The sequence below is a fragment of the Terrabacter terrae genome (assembly GCF_039529575.1).
Classification (GTDB): Bacteria; Actinomycetota; Actinomycetes; order Actinomycetales; family Dermatophilaceae; genus Terrabacter; species Terrabacter terrae.
In genome coordinates this window covers 726,338-745,828 of sequence record NZ_BAAANB010000021.1, presented here as the reverse complement: position 1 = coordinate 745,828, position 19,491 = coordinate 726,338, and the positions used below count along the sequence as shown (strand labels likewise).

Below are 19,491 nucleotides of genomic sequence, written 5' to 3'. Positions count from 1 at the left end.
ACCCTGGCGCCACGGCTCGACGTCCCGACCTCCCAGCACGTCGAGCTCGACGGGTCGGCCGTCTCGGTCGTCACCGGGTTCCGCACCACGGATGCGACGGCGGTGACGGGCGGTGAGGGGATCGACTACTCGGAATGGCGCCTCGACGCCCGGACCGGTCGCCTGCTCGGGTCACCAACGGCCACCCTCCCCCAGCACATCCCCGACGAGATCTCCGCCACGGTGCACGACCCGGCGTCGGGCTGGACCGTCACCCAGCGACTGGAACGCACCCCGCAGGGCGGCTGCTTCTGACGCAGCAGCCGTCAGGCGCCGGTGAGCACGCCGACGGGGGCGCGTCGGGCGACCGGGAGGACGACCTGCATGGTGGTGCCCTCCCCCTCGACCGAGGCGATGACGAGCTCGCCGCCGTGACCCTCGACGATGGCACGCACGATGGCGAGGCCCAGGCCGGTCCCGGGGATCGCGGCGGCGGTCGCGTTGCCGGCACGGAAGAAGCGCTCGGACAGGCGGGCCAGGTCGCCGGCGGGGATGCCGATGCCCGTGTCATGCACGGAGATGATGGTCGAGTCACCCGACCGCTCGGCCGACAGCAGCACGCGCCCGCCCTCGGGGGTGAACTTCACGGCGTTGGAGCCGAGGTTGATCAGGGCGCGCTCGAGCTGGCCGCGGTCCACCCGCACCCGGAGGTCGTCGGGCACGTCCGTGCAGACGAGCTGCACCCCGCTGTTCGCGGCGACCGGGCCCATGGTCTCGGTCACGGCGTGCAGCAGGTCGCTCACGGCGACCTCCTCCGAGACCGCCTGCAGGCCGCTGTTCTCGATCTTGTTGAGGACGAGGAGGTCCTCGATGAGGCCGCGGAGGCGGGTGGCGTTGCGGCCGATGATGTCGAGGGCGACGTGCTGGCCGTCCGTGACCTCACCGAAGTCACCGTCGACGAGCAGCTCGAGGTAGCCGCTGATGGAGGTCAGCGGGGTGCGCAGCTCGTGGCTCACCGTGGCCATGAAGTCCGTCTTCTGCCGGTCCAGCTCGGTGAGCCGGCGCACCTGCTCGTCCTGCATCTGCGAGAGCCGCAGCGCCACGATGGCCTGGGCCGCGATCGCCGAGCACTGCAGCGCCGCCTGGATCTCGTGCCGGTGCCAGCGACGCGGGGCGCCGACCATCATCACCGACAGGATGCCGAGGCCGCGCCCACCGGTCCCCACCGGGAGCATGAGCAGGGACCGCGTGCCGGTGGCCCGGTGGAAGGCGCGCACGCGCTCGTCGTCGTAGACGTCGCAGGCCAGCAGGTCGGGCATGTGGAAGAAGCCGAGGTCGCGCCGCAGCTCGTCGTTGACCACGCCCACCTGCTGCGCGAGCGACCGCGGCAGCGGCGGGAGGTCGGGCAGGTCGTCGGTGTGCCACTGGAGGCGGTCCTCGATGGTCTCGCCGTCGTCGGCGAGTGTGTAGAGCAGCACCCGGTCGGCCCCGAGACCCGCCCCCAGCTTGGTGGTGACCAACCGGAGCGCCTCCGGGACGTCGCCGGCCGAACGCACGCCGCGGCCGACGTCGAGGACCAGCTCCTGCATCTCGAGCACGGCAGCCTGCTGGTCGACGAGCCGGGCGTTGGCGCGGGTGAGGTCGTTGAAGTCGCGGGCCAGCATCCGCACCTCCAGGGCGCCCTCCTCCTGGTTGGCCATGGCGATGACGTCCTCCTCGACCTGCAGGCGCACGACCTCGCGCAGCCGGGCCAGGGGGCGCCCGACGGCCCGGTGCATCCCGAAACCCGCCGCGACGAGCACGAGCACCACGGCGACGGCGACGGCGGCGATGACGCCCGAGGTCACGGCCGTGGCCTCCCGGGACTCGACCCGGGCGACGTCGCGCTGGGCCTGGATGGCCGAGCCGAGCGCCGAGTTGACCGTGCGGAAGGCGGCGTATGCCGTCGCCGCGCTCGCGCGAGCCGGCGCCGTCACCGGCGTGCCCGGTGACAGGCCCTGCAGCGACTGCCGTGCCGCCATGAACCACCGGTCCACCACCGCACGCTGCTGCGTGACCAGCTCCTGGTAGCGCGCCCGTTCGCCGGCGGGCAGCTCGGGGCTGTCGACGCCCCGGGTGAGGGCATCGAGCTGCGCCTCGACGGACGACTGGAGGCCCAGCGGGTCGATCTCGGGACGGGCGCCCGAGGCTGCCTGGCTCCAGGCGGCCTCGGAGCGGGTCATGTCGAGCAGGACCGCGCTGTTCGCCTCGCGCGCGGGGCCGAGCGCGAGCGTCAGGGCGCGCACCGAGGAGCCCTGGGCGTGGATCGTGGCCACGGAGACGATGGCGCCCACGGGGACGAGGACGAGCAGGATGCCGATGAGCAGGCGGATCTGGCTCCCGACCGAGCGCCTCGACAGGGACGGCAGCCCGGGCGTCATGCCGGGTCCTCGTCGAAGCCCGTGCGGGTCATGACGCCCCACACGTGCCGCCTGCCCCGCAGGCTGGCCCACCAACCCTCGAGACGCCACCACACGGTGGCCTGCCGGTAGCCGATGTTCTCGAGGACCGATGCGACGATCGTCTGGGAGATCGCGCGCCAGCGGTCGTGCTTGTGGAAGGCCCACTCGTCGACCACCATCGCCGAGAGCGTGACGAGCACGGCATACCCGTAGGCGAGCACGAGGAAGAGGACGGCGAAAGACACGTTGACGACTCCGAGCAGCAGCGCGAGCGGGACGATCAGGATGCCGAAGAGCTCGAGCAGCGGCGCGGCGAGCTCGAAGAGCCAGTAGTAGGGCAGGGCCAGCCAGCCGATGCGGCCGTACCTCGGTCTGAAGAGCATCGAGCGGTAGGCCCAGAGCGTCTCCCACAGGCCTCGGTGCCAGCGACGCCGCTGGTTGCGCAGCACCTTGGCGGTGACCGGCACCTCCGTCCACGAGACGGGCTCGGGGACGAACTCGATGCGGTAGTCGCGCCCCTCGTCGCGCAGGCGCTTGTGGATGCGCATGACCAGCTCGAAGTCCTCGCCGATGGTCCCCGGCTCGAGACCCCCCACCTCGACGACGACATCGCGCCGGAAGAGGCCGAACGCGCCGCTGATGAGGATGAGGCCGCCCAGCCTGGACCACCCGGTGCGACCGAGCAGGAACGCCCGGAGGTACTCGACGAGCTGGATGCGCGGGAGCCAGGTCTGGGGCATCTCGACGCGCACGATGCGACCCGAGACGACGCGGCTGCCGTTGACCGGACGGATTGCTCCCCCGGTGGCCACCATTCGCGTCGGGTCGTCGGCGAAGGGACGTGTGACGTGGAGGAGCCCATCGGGCTCGAGGATGGAGTCACCGTCGAGCATGGCCACGAGCGGCTCGTTCGCCGCGTTCACGCCGAGGTTGAGCGCCTCGGTCTTGCCCGAGTTCTCCTTGCGCACTACGAGCAGGCGGGTGCGGCCGTCGCGGGGCACGAAGACGCCCAGGACGCGAGCCCGGACCGGGATCTCCCGCGGCAGCTCCCGCGGCAGGGGGACGAGGTCGAACGCCTCCTCGAGCCGCGCGAAGGTCTGGTCGGTGCTGCCGTCGTCGATCACGACCACCTCGTGCCTCGGGTAGCGCAGCGTCAGGAACGACTTGACCGCCGTGACGATGCCCGCTTCCTCGTTGTAGGCCGGCACGAGGAGGGAGACCCCGGGAGCGAGCCCCGCTCCCTGCCACGAGAGCGCGGTGGCGCGACGGCGCTCCTGCGCCCGGAACTCGAGGTAGGCGAGCACGACGAGAACCAGCAGCGAGGTGTTGATGAGGACGAAGTAGACGAGGACCGGCACGCTCGCGGCGTCCATGACCCACACGACGGCCGAACGCAGCCCCGAGACGAAGCCCTCCCAGCTCATGCCGACGCCCTCTGCAGGCTCGCCATGAGGCGGGCGGAGCGGACGGCCGGGCCGTCCTCGTGGGCGACGAGGGCCTCGCGGCCACGGGGTCCGAGGTTGAGCAGGGCGGTGGCGGCCAGCTCGGCCAGGCGGGGATCCGGGTCGAGGAGCAGGCCGGCAAGGGCGGGCACCGCCGCCGGGTCGCCGAGCTCGCCCAGCGCGGTGGCGCACGCGCGGCGGAGTGAGAGCGGCTCGTCCTGCCCCGTGTGCCTGGCCAGCACCTCCACGTCCTCGACGCGGCCGAGGCGACCGATGGCCGCGGCGCAGGTCTCACGCACCGTGACGTCGGCGTCGTGGTCGAGTAGGTGGCGCAGGTCCGGCAGGCAGCGGGTGAAGCTGCGCTCGCCGCTGAGGTGTGCCGCGACCATCCGCGTGCGCGGGTGATCGTCGTGCAGTCCGGCCCGAAGCATTTCTGAGATGCCGACGCCCATGGACTGCAGGGTCTCCGCTGCGGTCGCCGCCGGAAGCCCACGCTCCGGGTGGCCGATCGCCGAGAGAACCGGCCCGGCAGCGGCGGCGTCACCGATCAGGCCCAGGGCGTAGGCCGCACTGTTGCGCACCTCGACCGCTTCGTCGTCCAGCGCTCGCACCAGCAGGGGCACCGTGTCGGCGGCGCGAGCAAGGCCCAGCACCTGCGCTGCCCTGGCCCTTCGCACCGTGGATCGGCTCGTCAGCTCCCTGGCCGCCGCGTGGACCGCGCCGTGCTTCTCCAGCACCCCCACGAGCTGCTCGGCGGGGACGCCGCGAATCTTGGTCAGCAGCCCGACGATGTTGCGGTCGAGCACCGTGCGAGAGTCGCCCGCAGCCCGCCTCAACGTGTGCACGGCCGTGCCGTCGTCGTCCTCGCCCGCAGCGACGGTGATGAGTGGTGGGCGCAGCGGTGACAACAGCATCTCGTCACGACGCTGGCGCCGCTGACGACGTGCGCGCACGGCCACGACGAGCACGACGAGCAGGACGCAGGCGCCCAGGACCGCGACGGTCGCGCCGACGACCAGCGCTCCCCCGATGACCACCACGGCCGGCCGCTCAGCGGGCCCGGGCAAGCATGCTGTTGACGCGGTGCAGCAGCTCCCGAGGACTGAACGGCTTGATGACGTAGTCGTCAGCGCCCACCTCGAAGCCGGTGTCGACGTCGGAGTCACGCGACTTCGCGCTGAGCAGCAGCACCGGCACGGAGGCGAACTCGCTCTCACGGATCTTCCGCAGCACGTCGATGCCGGACAGGCCGGGCATCATCACGTCGAGGACGGCCAGCTGCGGGGGGTTGGCGGCGAAGGCCTCCCAGGCGCCGATGCCGTCGGCGACGGCCTCGACGGCATACCCCGCCTGGGTCAGCTTGAACTCGACGAGGTCTCGGATGTCTGCGTCGTCGTCGGCCACGAGGACACGAACGGGACTGGCAGCGTGGTCGCCGGCAAGCGCAGACATGACTCTCCAGGGTGAAGGGTGGTGGGAACAGCCATTTTATGGCAATTGGGGTGTTTGGTGCCGCAGACACGGAAAGGGGGACGACGCCAGCGGCGCCGTCCCCCTTCCCGTTCGAGCTTCCGGTCCGAATCCGTTGACCGGCGTCAGGACTCGTCGCCGAGCCTGGAGCCGCTGGTCTGCTGCACCTGCGTGAGGAACTCGTAGTTCGTCCGCGTCTTCTTGAGCCGGTCGATGAGCAGTTCGATGGCCTGCTGCGGGTCGAGTGCGGCAAGCACCCGGCGCAGCTTCCACATGATCTTCAGCTCCTCGCTGGCCAGGAGGATCTCCTCGCGGCGCGTGCCGGAGGCGTTGATGTCGACCGCCGGGAAGATGCGCCGGTTGGCCAGCTCCCGGTTGAGGCGCAGCTCCATGTTGCCGGTGCCCTTGAACTCCTCGAAGATCACCTCGTCCATCTTCGAGCCGGTCTCGACGAGCGCCGTCGCGAGGATGGTGAGGGAGCCGCCGTTCTCGATGTTGCGCGCCGCGCCGAAGAACTTCTTCGGCGGGTAGAGCGCAGCGGAGTCGACACCACCGGAGAGGATGCGGCCGCTCGCCGGCGCGGCGAGGTTGTAGGCGCGCCCGAGTTTGGTGATGGAGTCGAGCAGCACGACGACGTCGTGGCCGAGCTCGACGAGACGCTTGGCCCGCTCGATGGCGAGCTCGGCGACCGTCGTGTGGTCCTCGGCCGGCCGGTCGAAGGTCGAGGAGATGACCTCGCCCTTGACGGCGCGCTGCATGTCGGTGACCTCCTCCGGACGCTCGTCGACCAGGACGACCATGAGGTGGCACTCGGGGTTGTTCGTGGTGATGGCGTTGGCGAGCGTCTGCATGATCATCGTCTTGCCGGCCTTCGCCGGGGCGACGATGAGGCCGCGCTGGCCCTTGCCGATCGGAGCCACGAGGTCGATGATCCGCGTCGTGAGGACGTGCGGCTCGGTCTCGAGCCGCAGGCGCTGCTGCGGGTAGAGCGGCGTCAGCTTGCCGAACTCGACCCGCTTGGCCGCCTCCTCGGGCGTCTGGCCGTTGACCGTGTCGAGGCGGACCAGCGCGTTGAACTTCTGCCGCCCGACGCTGCCGGAGGGCTGCTCGCCCTCACGCAGGGCCTTGACGGCGCCGGTCACCGCGTCGCCCTTGCGCAGCCCGTGCTTCTTGACCATGCCCAGCGGCACGTAGACGTCGCTCGAGCCGGCCAGGTAGCCGGAGGTGCGCACGAACGCGTAGTTGTCGAGGACGTCCAGGATGCCGCCCACGGGCACGAGCACGTCGTCGTCGCCGACCTGCAGGTCCGTGTCGGCCCAGTCCTGGCCACCCTCGCGGCCGCGGCCGCGCTTGCGGTCGCGGCTGCGCTGGCGGTTGCGACTTCTACGGCTGCCACCGCGGTCGTCGTCGTCGTAGCCCGACTGCTGGCCGCGGTTGTGGTCGTGCGCCTCGTCCTGCTGGCGGTCGCCCCGCTGGCGGTCGTTGGGGTCGCTCTGGTGACGGTCCTGACGCGAGGAACGGTCGTCGCGGTCGCCCTGCCGGTCCGCTCGCCCGCCCTGCTGGCGGTCGCCGCGGTCCTGCTGCCGGTCGCCCTGCTGACGGTCGCCGCGGTCCTGCTGGCGGTCGCCCTGCTGCCGGTCGCCCTGCTGACGGTCGCCGCGGTCCTGCTGGCGGTCGCCGCGGTCCTGCTGCCGGTCGCCCTGCTGGCGGTCGCCGCGGTCGTTCTGCTGGCGGTCGCCGCGGTCCTGCTGCCGGTCGTTCTGCTGGCGGTCCTCACGCGGCTCGAGGCTCTCGCGCACGGCTCGTTCGGCTCGCTCGGCCCGGTCGCTGCGGTTACCGCGGTCGTTGTAGTCGTTGCCCTCGCCACGGTCACCGCGCTCGCTGCGATCCCGGCGGTCGGACCGGGTGGCGCGCTCACGCGACGGGGCTGCGCCGGAGCCGTCGGCCGTGCCCTCCGAGGCCGACTCGCTCGACGGGTCGGCGGCGGTCGGCGCCGCAGCAGCTCCAGCTGGCGACTCGGCCACCGCGGCGGAGCCCGCGGGACGGCTGACCCGGCGCGACGCGCGCGCCCGGGCGGGCGTAGCGTCCGGGGCGGCTGTGCTCGTCGCCGTGTCGGCGGGGGCGGAGCCGGCCGGCGCCGACGCCGGTGCCGCCCCGGAGGCAGTGGCGGACGTCGTCGCGGAGGTCGCCGGGGCAGTCGCGGGGGCGGACGAGCCACCCGACTGACGGGCCTTGATCGCCTCGACGAGGTCGCTCTTGCGCATCTTGGCCGTCCCGGTGATCCCCATCGACGACGCGACGCCCTTGAGCTCGTCCAGCTTCATGGCCGAGAGACCAGAGAGCGGACGGGTGGTTGTTTCTGACACGAAGGATCCTTCCCCCTCGTTTGCGACCCGGGAGATTCCAGCGGGCCGGACCTGGACCAGGTGACCTGGCCGTCTGAGAGTCCACTTCGGCGCAGAACGCGCCCAGAGGCAGGTGAAGTCGCCTCAGTGTGGGGGTGGCGCACCATGCCTGCGATGGAGCGGCGTGGGTGCTTCGCCAGAATAACACCCGGGTGCTGTCGGTCGTGCCGAACGACGCCCGCAAGTCGTGACAGGCGTCCGGGGCCGCCGCGCCGAGCCCCGGCTCAGCGCTCGGGTCGGCGGGTTGCTTCAGCGGCTCCGACCAGCGGCTCGGATCAGCGGGCCCGTACGGTGGCGCCGGTCGTGGGCACCCCGGGGGTCAGCCGCTCCCACTCTCCGGCGAGCCGTCCGGCCTGCACGGCAGGTGCGGAATCGCGCGTCGCCAGGACCAGCACGCTCGGGCCCGCCCCCGAGACGACGGCGGCGTGTCCCTGGGAGCGCAGGAGGTCGACCAGCTCCATCGTGCCGGGGTAGGAGGAGCGCCGGGGCTCCTGGTGCAGCCAGTCGCGGGTGGCGGCGTGCAGGTGGCAGGGATCCGACGTCAGCGCGTGGACGAGCAGGGCGGCGCGGCCCGCGTCAGCAGCGGCAGCCGCGAGGGGCACGGTCGCGGGCAGGACGGCACGGGCCGTGCGGGTGGCGAGCTGCGCGTCAGGGACGAAGAGCACCACGTCCACGCCCGGGTGCAGCTCGATGCGGGCCGTCACGGTCCGGTCGCCGCGGTCGAGCCCGGTTCCGTCCGGCATCCAGCTGACCGTCAGTGCACCGACGACGCTCGCCGACGCGTTGTCGGGGTGACCCTCCAACCGGCTCGACAGGTGCACCGCCAGCCCTTCGTCGAAGGGCACGGGCTGCCCGGGGGCCGGCCAGACGGCATACGCCTGCTCGTCGCCCCCGGCGCCGACACCGAGCGAAAGAGCCTGCGCGGCAACGACGCCCGCGACGATCGCCGTGGCGGAGGAGCCCAGGCCGCGGCTGTGCGGCACCCCGTTGGCGGCGTCGATGCGCAGCCCGACCGGCGGCTCGACACCCAGGACGCCCCAGGTGTGCCGCATGGTCGCGTGGACGAGGTGACGCTCGTCGGTGGGGACGTCGCCCGCCCCCTCACCGGTGACCGCGATGGACAGCCCCTCGGCGGCCGAGGTCGTCACGACGTAGCGGTCCCACAGCCCGAGGGCCAGGCCGATGGAGTCGAACCCCGGTCCCAGGTTGGCGCTGCTCGCCGGCACCCGGACCTCGACGGACCGGCCCGGGGGCACCCGGTTCACGCGGTCAGCCCTCGAGCCCGAGCGCCGAGGCTGCCGAGAAGGCGTCGACCGACACCCGGGTGGGGACGACCTCGCCCCCGTCAGCGGTGCGCAGGGCCCACTGGGGGTCCTTCAGTCCGTGACCGGTGACGGTGCAGACGATCCGGGCCCCCGGCGGCACGAGGCCGGCCTCGTGGCTCGCGAGCAGGCCCGCCACCGACGCTGCGGACCCCGGCTCGACGAACACGCCCTCCTGCGACGAGAGATAGCGGTGGGCCTCGAGGATCTGCTCGTCGGTGACGGCCTCGATGCGCCCGCCGGACTCGTCGCGAGCGGCCACGGCCTGCTCCCACGAGGCGGGGTTGCCGATGCGGATCGCGGTGGCGATGGTCTCGGGGTGGTCGACCGGGTGACCGAGCACGATCGGGGCCGCGCCGGCCGCCTGGAACCCCCACATCTGCGGGAGGTGGGTGGCGGGCCCGGCCACGGCGTCGGTGACCGGGTTGGCGAGGTACTCACGGTAGCCGCGCCAGTACGCCGTGATGTTGCCGGCGTTGCCCACGGGGAGGCAGTGGATCTCCGGCGCGTCGCCGAGCGCGTCGACGACCTCGAAGCTGGCCGTCTTCTGCCCCTCGATGCGCGCCGGGTTGACAGAGTTGACGAGCTCGACGGGGTACGCCTCCGCGAGCTTGCGCGCGAGCGTGAGGCAGTCGTCGAAGTTGCCCTCGACCTGCAGGAGGGTGGCCCCGTGGGCGATCGCCTGGCTGAGCTTGCCCATGGCGATCTTGCCGTCGGGCACCAGCACCCCGCACGTCATGCCGGCCTTCGTGGCGTAGGCCGCCGCGGACGCGCTCGTGTTGCCCGTGCTCGCGCAGATGACCGCCTTCGCGCCCTTGCGCGCGGCCACGCTGATGGCCGTCGTCATGCCGCGGTCCTTGAAGGACCCGGTGGGGTTGAGCCCTTCGTACTTGAGGTGCACCTCGGCGCCGACGCGCGCGGACAGCTTCTCGGCGTGGATGAGCGGCGTGCCGCCCTCGTGCAGGGTGACGACGGGCGCGCCCTCGAGCATCGGCAGGCGGTCGGCGTACTCGCGGATCACTCCGCGCCACTGGTGGGCCATCACGAACTTTCCACGCGCATGACGGAGTTGACGCCCCGCACGACGTCGAGCGTGCGCAGGCGCTCGACGGTGGACGACAGGGCGGCGTCGCTCGCGGTGTGCGTGACGATGATGAGGTTGGCACGAGCGGACCGGCCGTCGCCGGCCGGGACCAGTTGCTGGCGCACCGTCTCGATGGACACGTCGTGGTCGGCGAAGACGGCGGCCACCTGGGCCAGCACGCCCGAGCGGTCCTCCACGTCGAGACTGATGTGGTACCTCGTCGGGGCGTCGCCCATCGGGAGGACCGGCAGGTCGGCGTAGCTCGACTCCCCGGGTCCCAGACCGCCGCCGACGCGGTGGCGGGCCACCGCGACCAGGTCGCCCAGCACGGCGGAGGCGGTGGGGTCGCCCCCGGCGCCCTTGCCGTAGAACATCAGCTCGCCGGCGGCGTCCGCCTCCACGAAGACGGCATTGAAGGCCTCGCGCACGCCCGCCAGCGGGTGGGTGCGCGGGATCATCGCCGGGTGCACGCGGACACTGACGCCCTTGTCACCGCGTTCGCAGATGGCGAGCAGCTTGACGACGCAGTCCATCTCGCGGGCGGCGGAGACGTCGGCGGCGGAGACGTCGGTGATGCCCTCGCGGTAGACGTCGGCCCCCGAGACCCGCGTGTGGAACGCCAGCGAGGCGAGGATCGCCGCCTTGGCCGCAGCGTCGAAGCCCTCCACGTCGGCCGTGGGGTCGGCCTCCGCGTAGCCGAGGGCCTGGGCCTGCTCGACGGCGTCGTCGAACCCGGCGCCGGTCGTGTCCATCTTGTCGAGGACGTAGTTGGTGGTCCCGTTGACGATACCGAGCACCCGCCGCACCTCGTCCCCGGCGAGCGACTCGCGCAGCGGGCGCAGCAGCGGGATGGCACCGGCGACGGCGGCCTCGAAGTAGAGGTCGACGCCGTGCTGCGCGGCCGCCGCGTAGAGGGCGGGGCCATCCTCCGCGAGCAGCGCCTTGTTGGCGGTGACGACGGAGGCGCCGTGCTCCATGGCACGCAGGATCAGCGAGCGGGCCGGCTCGATGCCGCCGATGACCTCGACCACGACGTCCGCGCGTGTCACGAGCTCCTCGGCGTCCGTCGTGAACAGGGACGGGTCGACTCCGAGGGCGGCACGGTCCCGACCACGGCGCCGCACGGCGATGCCGACGATCTCGAGCGGCGCACCCACCCGGGCAGCCATGTCGTCCGCGTGCTCGGTCAGCAGGCGGGCCACGGCCCCACCCACGACACCGGCACCGAGCAGGGCGACGCGCAACGGCTTGGCTTCACTCACGGCGCTGTCCACGCTGCGAATCCTGCCGTCTGTCCGAGTGCTGGACGCCGTTGTTTCGCGATCCGGACATCGGCGCAGCAGGATCTGCAGCGCGCATCAGACGTCGAGGGCGAGCAGGTCGTCGATGGTCTCGCGCCGCACGATGACCCTCGCGACGCCGTCACGGACGGCGACGACGGGAGGCCGGGGCGTGTGGTTGTACTGGCTCGACAGCGAGCGGCAGTAGGCACCGGTGCCCGGGACGGCCAGCAGGTCGCCCGGCCCGATGTCGGCCGGGAGGAACTCGTCCTTGACGACGATGTCCCCGCTCTCGCAGTGCCGGCCCACGACGCGGGCCAGCGCTGGCGCCGCCTCCGAGGCCCGGTTCGCGAGCGTGCAGGAGTAGTTGGCGTCGTAGAGCGCGGTGCGCACGTTGTCGCTCATGCCGCCGTCCACCGAGACGTAGACGCGCTGGGCTCCGCCGTCGAGGTCGACCGGCTTGACGGTGCCGACCTCGTAGAGCGTGAAGGTCGTCGGACCCGCGATGGCGCGCCCCGGCTCGATGGAGATCCGCGGCACGGCGACCTGGTCGGCGCGGCACTCCCGCTCGATGATCTCGGCCATGCCCGCCGCGAGGGTCCTCGGGGGCAACGGATCGTGCTCGGTCGTGTAGGCGATGCCGAATCCGCCGCCGAGGTCGAGCTCGGGCAGCTCGACGCCGAGCTCGCGGGCGATCCGCGTGTGCAGCCCGATGATGCGCCGCGCCGACACCTCGAAGCCGGCGGTGTCGAAGATCTGGGAGCCGATGTGGCTGTGCAGCCCGAGCAGGCGCAGCGTGTCGGGCTGGTCGAGGATGCGCCGCGCCGCCTCGAAGGCGTGCCCGCCGGAGAGCGAGAGGCCGAACTTCTGGTCCTCGTGCGCCGTCGCGATGAACTCGTGCGTGTGCGCCTCGACCCCCACGGTCACCCGGACGAGGACGGGCGCGACGACCCCGAGCTCGGCAGCGACGGCGGCAACCCGGTCGATCTCCTCGAGCGAGTCGACGACGATCCGGCCCACTCCGTAGTCGAGCGCGTCGCGGATCTCGGCGACGGACTTGTTGTTGCCGTGGAAGCCGATCCGCTCCCCCGGCACGGCTGCCCGCTTGGCGACCGCGAGCTCGCCACCGGTGCACACGTCGAGGTGCAGCCCTTCGTCGCGAACCCACCGGGCGACCTCGGTGCAGAGGAAGGCCTTGCCGGCGTAGTACACGTCGGCGCCGCCCGAGAGACCGCCGAACACCTCGGCATACGTCTGCCTGAACGCCCTGGCGCGGGAGCGGAAGTCGTCCTCGTCGAGCACGTATGCCGGTGTGCCGAACTCGCGGGCGAGCTCCGTGACGCTCACCCCTCCGACGCTGAGGACGCCATCGGGCTCCCGCTCCACCGAGGAGGCCCAGAGGGAGGGGACGAGGGCGTTGACGTCCACGGGCGTCTGGAGCCACGCTGGGCCGCGGTAGCCCTCGGCGTGCAGGGCCCCGGCTTCGTGTGCGCGCATGGCTACATCCTCTCCGGCGCCGCAGCGCCCAGACGCGACAGTCCATTGCGCAAGACGAGGCGAACGGCGTCGGCGAGCAGGAGGCGCGCACCGTGCACGGGCTGCGGCCGGGAGCCGACCAGCTCCGGCCGGACGGGGTGGTCCCAGGCGTCCGCGAGCGCGCCGAGGTCGCTGACCCCCCGCTGCTGCTGGACGGGATCGCCGGCGTGGGTCTCGAGCCGCTGCGGGAGGTCTGCGACGGCGACGAGGAGCTGGCGCTCGGTGACGTGGCCGAGCTCGGCGAGACGGGCGGAGGCGCGGCGCTCGACACCGACCGCCTCGGCGTTGCGCACGATCCGGCACAGGCGCGCGTGGGCCAGCTGTGCGCCGCGGAGCGGGTCCTCGGGGCCGCGACTGCCGGGGGCCTCGACGAGCTCGCGGTACCTCTCACCCGGCGGGAACGCGTAGTGGTCCTGCTCCTCCAGCACGAGGGGGACGATGTCGGAGCGCGCCTCGTCCTCCAGGGTCAGGGCGATGAGGCCGTTGGGCGCGACCTCGACCGCCGCGACCGGCTTCTGGAGGGTGAGGCCCTGTGCGAGCACCCGGGCGAGGTCCCGGGGCTCCAGGCCGAGCTGGGGAGACCACCGCTGGGCGACCGGAGTGACCCAGTCCGCGACGACACCGGCCACCCGTGGGTCGGTGGGGCGGAAGATCGGTCCGCGAGGCGGGCCCGCCTGCGCCGCACCGGGCAGCTCACCGGCTGCGGCTGCCTGCGCCACCACCTGCTCGAGGAGGGCGCGCAGCTGCTCCGGGGTCATGCGGCGAGTCTACGAGCCGGCCTTGCGACCGGTTCGTGGAGATCCTCCGACGACCCGGTGCCCGAAAGTCTCCACCGATCTCCACCGATCCGCATGACGGCAGGCTGATTGAGCGTTCGTCGCGCACTGCTGCTAATCTCACCGAGCGCACGAAAGTGCGTGCCGCCCCCGTAGCTCAGGGGATAGAGCACCGCCCTCCGGAGGCGGGAGCGCAGGTTCGAATCCTGCCGGGGGCACCGACGGACCAGGGGTCGACCTGATGGCGCCGAAGCGCCGCGACGGTCGGCCCTTCGTCGTCCTGCGAGGGCTCGAGCGCGTCTCGCGCAGACCACGCCACTCGATCTGGGAGGGTGAGGACGTGCTCATCTCCAAGCCGGTCGCCGAGGGCATCCGGGCCGGCACGGTCACGCAGGCCTTCCGGCGCTGGGACGTGCCGCGCGTCAAGGTCGGTGGCCTGCAGCTGACCTCGTCCGGCCTCGTCCGGTTCGACGCCGTCAGCCCGGTGCGGGACCCGGATCGGCTCACCGAGCGGGATGCCCGCGCAGCCGGTGCCAAGGACCTCGCCGCCCTGCAGCGCTCGCTCGCGCCGAGGACCGCCGGGCCGTCGGCCAGTGGCGGCAGGGGTGGCCGCGGCGGGGAAACGGTCTTCCGCATCAGCCTCAGCTGGGCCGGCGAGGACCCGCGCGTCGCGCTGCGCGACGCCATCCCCGACGACGCCGCGCTGGCCGAGATCGGCGCTCGCCTGCGGCGCCTCGATGCCCGGCCCGCCGGACCGTGGACCCGCGAGATCCTCGAGTGGATCCGGGACAACCCGCGCGTGGTGTCCAAGGAGCTCGCCGCGCTGCGCGGGGTCGAGCTGCTGCCGATGAAGGCGGACATCCGCAAGCTCAAGGCCCTCGGCCTGACCATCAGCCACGACGTCGGCTACGAGCTGTCACCGCGCGGAACCGCATACCTGCACTGGCTCGAGAGCCGTCCCGGCTGACGCCGCTCAGCGCTGCGTCGTGTCGGTGACCTCGCCGACGAGCTCCTCGAGGACGTCCTCGAGGAAGACGACGCCGCTCACCCCGGCAGCCCCGTCGACGACCCGAGCCAGGTGCGCGCCGGTCAGCTGCATGGTGGCGAGCACGTCCTCGACCTCGTCGTCGGCGCCGACGGTGGCCAGACGGCGGACACGCTTCGGCGGGACGGGCTGCTCGTGGCGCTCGTCGTCGGCGTAGAGGATGTCTTTCAGGTGGAGGTAGCCGCCGATCTCGCCGGCCGCGTCGACCACGGGGTAGCGGGAGAAGCCGTGCTTGGCGACGAGCCGCTCGATCTCGGCCGGCGTGGCGCCGAGGGTGACGGTCGTCAGGGACGCGAGGTCGACCGCGACGTCGCGGGCCCGCTTGTCCGAGAACTCGAGCGTCTTGGCCACGAGCCCGTGGCGCTCCTCCTCGATGAGCCCCTCGCGGCGGGACTCCCCGACGATGTGCGCCACCTCCTCGACCGTGAAGGCCGACGTGAGCTCGTCCTTGGGCTCCACCCGGAAGAGGCGCACCAGCGACTTCGCCAGGGCCTCCATGGCGTGCACGATCGGCCGCAGGGCCCGCGCCAGGAAGAACAGCGGCGGCACGAGGAGCAGGGCGGCCCGGTCAGGACCGGCGATGGCGAGGTTCTTGGGGATCATCTCGCCCACGACGACGTGCAGGTACGACACGATGAGCAGCGCGAGCGCCAGGGCCACCCCGCTCGCCCACGCGTCGGGGAGGGACCACGCCGCGAAGACCGGCTCGAAGAGGTGGTGCAGCGCCGCCTCGGCGAGCGCACCGAGGCCGACCGAGCACACGGTGATGCCCAGCTGGGCGGTGGCGAGCATCGAACCGAGCCGCTCGAGCGCGAGCAGGGACGACTGCGCCCGCTTGCTGCCGGCCTCCGCGAGGGGCTCGAGGGTCGAGCGCCGCACGGCCATCGCGGCGAACTCCGCCCCGACGAAGAAGGCGTTCCCGAGCAGGAGCAGCACGGAGACGACGTAGACCCAGGGCCCGCTCACGACCGCTCCCCCGGCTGGGGGGAAGAGGGCGTACGCGTGAGGCCCGGCCCGTCGTCGTCGCGCCCCGTTCCGCTCCCGTCGGTAGGCAGCGAGTCCGGGTCCGGCACGAAGCGCAGCCGGTCGACCCGGCGGCCCTCCATGCCCACGACGTGGATCTGCCAGCCCGGCACGTGGACCACGTCGCCGACGACCGGGACCCGGCCGAGGCTCGTCATGACGAAGCCGCCCATCGTCTCGTACGTCGAGCCGTCGGGCACCTCGGCGTCGAAGGCGTCGCGCACCTCGTCGGGACGCCACAGGCCGGGCACCGTCCAGGAGCCGTCGACGAGCTCACGGCCGCCCTGGCGGCTCCGGTCGTGCTCGTCGGACACCTCGCCGACGATCTCCTCGACGACGTCCTCGAGCGTGACGATGCCCGACGTGCCGCCGTACTCGTCGACGACGACGGCCATCTGGAACCCGCCCTCGCGCAGCTGCCGCAGCAGCGGGTCGAGCCTGATCGTCTCGGGGACCACGAGACGGTCGGACATCAGGGCCGAGACCGGCACGTCCTTCCGGCGCTCGTGCGGCACCGCCATGGCCCTCTTGACGTGGACCACGCCGTCGATGTCGTCCCAGTCGTCACCGAGGACCGGGAAGCGGGAGTGCCCGGTGCGCCGGGAGAGGCGCAGCACGTCGTCGGCCGACTCGTCGCGGTGGATGCCGGTGCACCGGACCCGCGGGGTCATGACGTCGTCGGCGGTGCGTTCGCCGAAGCCGAGCGAGCGGGTGAGCATCCGGGCGGTCGTGACGTCGAGCGTGCCGGCCTCGGCGGAGCGCTGCACGAGGCTGGCCAGCTCCTGCGGGGTCCGCGCTCCCGACAGCTCCTCCTGCGGTTCGATGCCGAGTGAGCGGAGGAAACGGTTGGCCGAGCCGTTGAGCAGGACGATGAGGGGCTTGGCCACGACGGCGAAGAACCGGACCGGCACGGCGACGACCTTGGCGGTCGCGAGTGGCGCCGAGATGCCGAGGAACTGTGGCAGCAGCTCACCGAAGACCATCGAGAAGACGGTGGCGATCACCAGCGCGAGGGTGCTCGAGATGGCCTCCACCGCGCCCGCGCCGAGGCCCACCGCGGCGAGCGGTCCGGAGAGCAGCGCGCCGATCGACGGCTGCGCGAGGTAGCCGACCACGAGCGTCGTGATCGTGATGCCCACCTGGGCGGCGGACAGCTGCGTGGAGAGCTGCTTGATCGACTGCAGCACCACGCGGGCCCGCGAGTCGCCCTCGTCGATGGCTCGCTGCACGGTGGGTCGGTCGATCGCCACGAGCGAGAACTCGGCCGCGACGAAGAGGGCGGTGCCGGCGGTGAGCAGCACGGCGCCGAGGACGAGCAGCCACTCGGTCACCGACGGACCTCCGGTCCGGTGGGGCGGGGGCGGCCGCAGCGGGCCGGGCCCTGGTCGCGAAGGGAGGTCATGGTCTGCCCAACTATAGGGAGCCGGCCGCACCAGGCGGTGCCGCCGCCCCACCCCCACCTGCGTGTGCGCTGGGTATGCCGTGTGGTTGAGTTGGCGCGTCACGCGCGGGCCCTGCGCAGCGGGGGCGAGGGAGCATACGGAGGCGATCACGGTGGCGGCAGCACGACCCGAGCTGACCGGGCACACTCCCGGTCACTCCCCCGCGGGCACCCGCGACCGCGGCGGCGCACTGACCGGTGAGCGGGTCGAAGGACGCATCGAGGTGCGCGGCCTGACCAAGCGGTTCGGCTCCCTCACGGCCGTCGACCACCTCGACTTCGACGTGGAGCCCGGCCGGGTCACCGGGTTCCTCGGCCCCAACGGCAGCGGCAAGACGACGACCCTGCGCATGCTCCTCGGGCTGGTCCGCGCCACCGCCGGGTCGGCCACGATCGACGGCCGCCGCTACGCCGACATCCCCAACCCGCTCCGGGTCGTCGGCTCCGCCCTGGAGGCGACCAACTTCCACCCGGGTCGCACGGGCCGCAACCACCTGCGCGTGCAGGCCGCCGTCGCCGGCGTGCCGGACTCGCGGGTCGACGAGCTGCTCGAGCTCGTCGGCATCCCGGCCGCCGCCCGCAAGCGCGCCGGTGGCTACTCCATGGGCATGCGCCAGCGGCTCGGCCTCGCCGGTGCCCTCCTCGGCGACCCACGCGTCATCATCCTCGACGAGCCGGCCAACGGCCTCGACCCCGAGGGCATCCGCTGGCTGCGCGGTTTCCTGCGCCACCTCGCCGACGAGGGACGCACCCTGCTCATCTCCAGCCACATGCTCTCGGAGGTGGAGCAGACGGTCGACGACGTCGTCATCATCGCCAACGGCAAGCGCGTCGCGCAGGGCACCGTCGCCGAGCTGCGCGGCGAGCCCACGGCATTCGTCCGCACGTCCGACCCCGACCGGCTCGCCGACGCGCTGCGCCGACGCGGGCTGGCCGTGGTGCCGAGCGGGAGCGGCCTGCGCGTGACGACCGAGGACCTCGCCGTGGTCGGTGACGCGGCCCACGCGAGCGACGTCGCCATCCACGAGCTGCGCAGCGAGCAGACCCACCTCGAGGAGCTCTTCTTCAACCTCACCGAGAGCGACGAGAACCGCAACCGCAACCTCGGCGACGTGCCAGGGCCCGCGCCCACCGGTGCACCCGTCGACCTGCCGCCCCCCAGCGGGCCGCCCATCGACCCCGCACTGCTCGCCGACCCGGAGTCACGCCGGCCGGGCACCGACAGCGACGGAGGGGCGCGATGAGGGCCGCCGTGCACGCCGAGCTGCGCAAGCTCTTCACCACTCGGCTCTGGTGGGGCATGGCCATCGCCGTGTTCGTCGCCGGGGCGGCCTTCGCCGTGCTCTTCGCGTTCGTCTTCACCAGCGACGCGGTGCGCGGGCCCGGGGCTGCGGCCGCACCCCAGACCGACGCGGCGCTCGCCAAGGCGGTCTTCACCAGCGGCCTGCAGGTCGGCTACCTGCTCACCCTGTCGATCGGCGTGCTGACCATCGGCTCGGAGTACCGCCACCAGACCATCACGGCGACGTTCCTCGCGATTCCGCGACGGGGGCGCGTCATGGCCGCCAAGGTGATCTCGCTGCTGGCCATCGGCGTCCTCTACGGGCTGCTCTCGCTCGCCGGCGCGGTCGGGGCCGGCACGCTCGTGCTGACCTCCAAGGGCGTCGCGCCCTTCGCTGACCCCTCGATCTGGCGCACCCTGGCCCTGTCCCTGCTCGTGCTCGGGCTGTGGGCCCTCATCGGCCTCGGCGCCGGCATCCTCATCCCCAACCAGGTCGCCGCCCTGCTGATCTCGGTTGCCGTGGCCTGGATCGTCGAGCCCGTGCTGGGGCTCGTCCTCGCCCTGACCGACTGGGGCAAGAACGTCTCCCCCTACCTGCCCAGCCGCGCCACGAGCGCGATGCTCGAGTCCACGAGCGGCGGCTTCGACAACCAGCCGCTCCACGAGCTCAGCTGGTGGGCCGGCGCCCTCGTGCTGATGGCGTATGCCGCCGTGATGGCCGGGCTGGGCACCTGGCGGACGCTGCGCTCGGACATCAGCTGACGCATACCGCGGGCGCTGGCGCGGGGCGCCGCCGCGGGCCCTGCCGCGGGCTCCGGTCACGCCCGCGGCTGGCCCTCGGGGGCCGCCGTCGGAGGGTCCTGGCGCGTCGTCCGACAGAGGTGACCAACGCCTCCTCGAGCCCTCCGCTCGACATCCGAGCCGCGAGCGGGTATCGCGACGTTCGGGTCTAGGCTTGACCCTTG

16 protein-coding genes and 1 tRNA gene are annotated in these 19,491 nt (G+C 72.7%); 5 read left to right on the top strand and 12 right to left on the bottom strand.

All coding sequences use genetic code 11. The features are described 5' to 3' along the window. Nucleotides 1-294, top strand: a 294-nt coding sequence (locus ABD194_RS13570; RefSeq protein ID WP_343992190.1) for a hypothetical protein, incomplete at its 5' end; no start/stop codon positions are given. 11 nt (nucleotides 295-305) lie between these two features. Here the strand turns inward: ABD194_RS13570 and ABD194_RS13565 are convergent. The 10 genes from ABD194_RS13565 to ABD194_RS13520 form a co-directional block, all read right to left on the bottom strand. Then, entirely contained in the window at nucleotides 306-2,399 is a 2,094-nt protein-coding gene (locus ABD194_RS13565; protein WP_343992187.1) for a sensor histidine kinase, read from the bottom strand. Further along, complete coding sequence (locus ABD194_RS13560) at nucleotides 2,396-3,844, bottom strand: glycosyltransferase family 2 protein (RefSeq protein ID WP_343992184.1); 1,449 nt, start codon at nucleotides 3,842-3,844, stop codon at nucleotides 2,396-2,398. The genes ABD194_RS13565 and ABD194_RS13560 overlap by 4 nt, the downstream gene beginning before the upstream one ends. Further along, entirely contained in the window at nucleotides 3,841-4,902 is a 1,062-nt protein-coding gene (locus tag ABD194_RS13555; RefSeq protein ID WP_343992182.1) for a HEAT repeat domain-containing protein, read from the bottom strand. The genes ABD194_RS13560 and ABD194_RS13555 overlap by 4 nt, the downstream gene beginning before the upstream one ends. Before the next feature lie 10 nt (nucleotides 4,903-4,912). Next, nucleotides 4,913-5,314, bottom strand: a complete 402-nt coding sequence (locus tag ABD194_RS13550) for a response regulator transcription factor (RefSeq protein ID WP_343992180.1) — start codon at nucleotides 5,312-5,314, stop codon at nucleotides 4,913-4,915. A 143-nt stretch (nucleotides 5,315-5,457) separates the two neighbouring features. Further along, entirely contained in the window at nucleotides 5,458-7,656 is a 2,199-nt protein-coding gene (gene rho, locus ABD194_RS13545; protein ID WP_425580014.1) for a transcription termination factor Rho, read from the bottom strand. 356 nt (nucleotides 7,657-8,012) lie between these two features. After that, nucleotides 8,013-9,002, bottom strand: a complete 990-nt coding sequence (locus ABD194_RS13540; protein ID WP_343992176.1) for a homoserine kinase — start codon at nucleotides 9,000-9,002, stop codon at nucleotides 8,013-8,015. A 4-nt stretch (nucleotides 9,003-9,006) separates the two neighbouring features. After that, on the bottom strand, nucleotides 9,007-10,101 hold the full coding sequence (gene thrC, locus ABD194_RS13535; RefSeq protein WP_343994149.1) for a threonine synthase: 1,095 nt from the start codon (nucleotides 10,099-10,101) through the stop codon (nucleotides 9,007-9,009). Beyond that, nucleotides 10,101-11,417, bottom strand: coding sequence for a homoserine dehydrogenase (locus ABD194_RS13530; protein ID WP_343992174.1), 1,317 nt, complete (start codon nucleotides 11,415-11,417; stop codon nucleotides 10,101-10,103). Before ABD194_RS13530 ends, thrC begins: the two co-directional genes overlap by 1 nt. Nucleotides 11,418-11,501: 84 nt before the next feature. Then, on the bottom strand, nucleotides 11,502-12,920 hold the full coding sequence (gene lysA, locus ABD194_RS13525; protein WP_343992172.1) for a diaminopimelate decarboxylase: 1,419 nt from the start codon (nucleotides 12,918-12,920) through the stop codon (nucleotides 11,502-11,504). A gap of 2 nt (nucleotides 12,921-12,922) precedes the next feature. Next, the gene (locus ABD194_RS13520) at nucleotides 12,923-13,717 is read right to left on the bottom strand and encodes a DALR anticodon-binding domain-containing protein (protein ID WP_343992170.1); all 795 of its coding nucleotides are present in this window, start codon (nucleotides 13,715-13,717) and stop codon (nucleotides 12,923-12,925) included. A gap of 164 nt (nucleotides 13,718-13,881) precedes the next feature. Here ABD194_RS13520 and ABD194_RS13515 point away from each other — a divergent pair. Together ABD194_RS13515 and ABD194_RS13510 are read left to right on the top strand one after the other, a co-directional pair. Further along, nucleotides 13,882-13,953: transfer RNA gene (locus ABD194_RS13515), tRNA-Arg, on the top strand. 23 nt (nucleotides 13,954-13,976) lie between these two features. Beyond that, nucleotides 13,977-14,702, top strand: a complete 726-nt coding sequence (locus tag ABD194_RS13510; RefSeq protein WP_343992168.1) for an ASCH domain-containing protein — start codon at nucleotides 13,977-13,979, stop codon at nucleotides 14,700-14,702. Nucleotides 14,703-14,708: 6 nt separating this feature from the next. Here the strand turns inward: ABD194_RS13510 and ABD194_RS13505 are convergent, their stop codons facing one another. Then, complete coding sequence (locus ABD194_RS13505; RefSeq protein WP_343992166.1) at nucleotides 14,709-15,746, bottom strand: hemolysin family protein; 1,038 nt, start codon at nucleotides 15,744-15,746, stop codon at nucleotides 14,709-14,711. Next, the gene (locus ABD194_RS13500; RefSeq protein WP_343992164.1) at nucleotides 15,743-17,134 is read right to left on the bottom strand and encodes a hemolysin family protein; all 1,392 of its coding nucleotides are present in this window, start codon (nucleotides 17,132-17,134) and stop codon (nucleotides 15,743-15,745) included. Before ABD194_RS13500 ends, ABD194_RS13505 begins: the two co-directional genes overlap by 4 nt. Nucleotides 17,135-17,435: 301 nt before the next feature. Here ABD194_RS13500 and ABD194_RS13495 point away from each other — a divergent pair, with 301 nt between their 5' ends. Together ABD194_RS13495 and ABD194_RS13490 are read left to right on the top strand one after the other, a co-directional pair. Continuing rightward, complete coding sequence (locus ABD194_RS13495) at nucleotides 17,436-18,488, top strand: ABC transporter ATP-binding protein (protein WP_343994147.1); 1,053 nt, start codon at nucleotides 17,436-17,438, stop codon at nucleotides 18,486-18,488. After that, complete coding sequence (locus tag ABD194_RS13490; RefSeq protein WP_343992162.1) at nucleotides 18,485-19,288, top strand: ABC transporter permease subunit; 804 nt, start codon at nucleotides 18,485-18,487, stop codon at nucleotides 19,286-19,288. The genes ABD194_RS13495 and ABD194_RS13490 overlap by 4 nt, the downstream gene beginning before the upstream one ends. Nucleotides 19,289-19,491 lie beyond the last annotated feature (203 nt).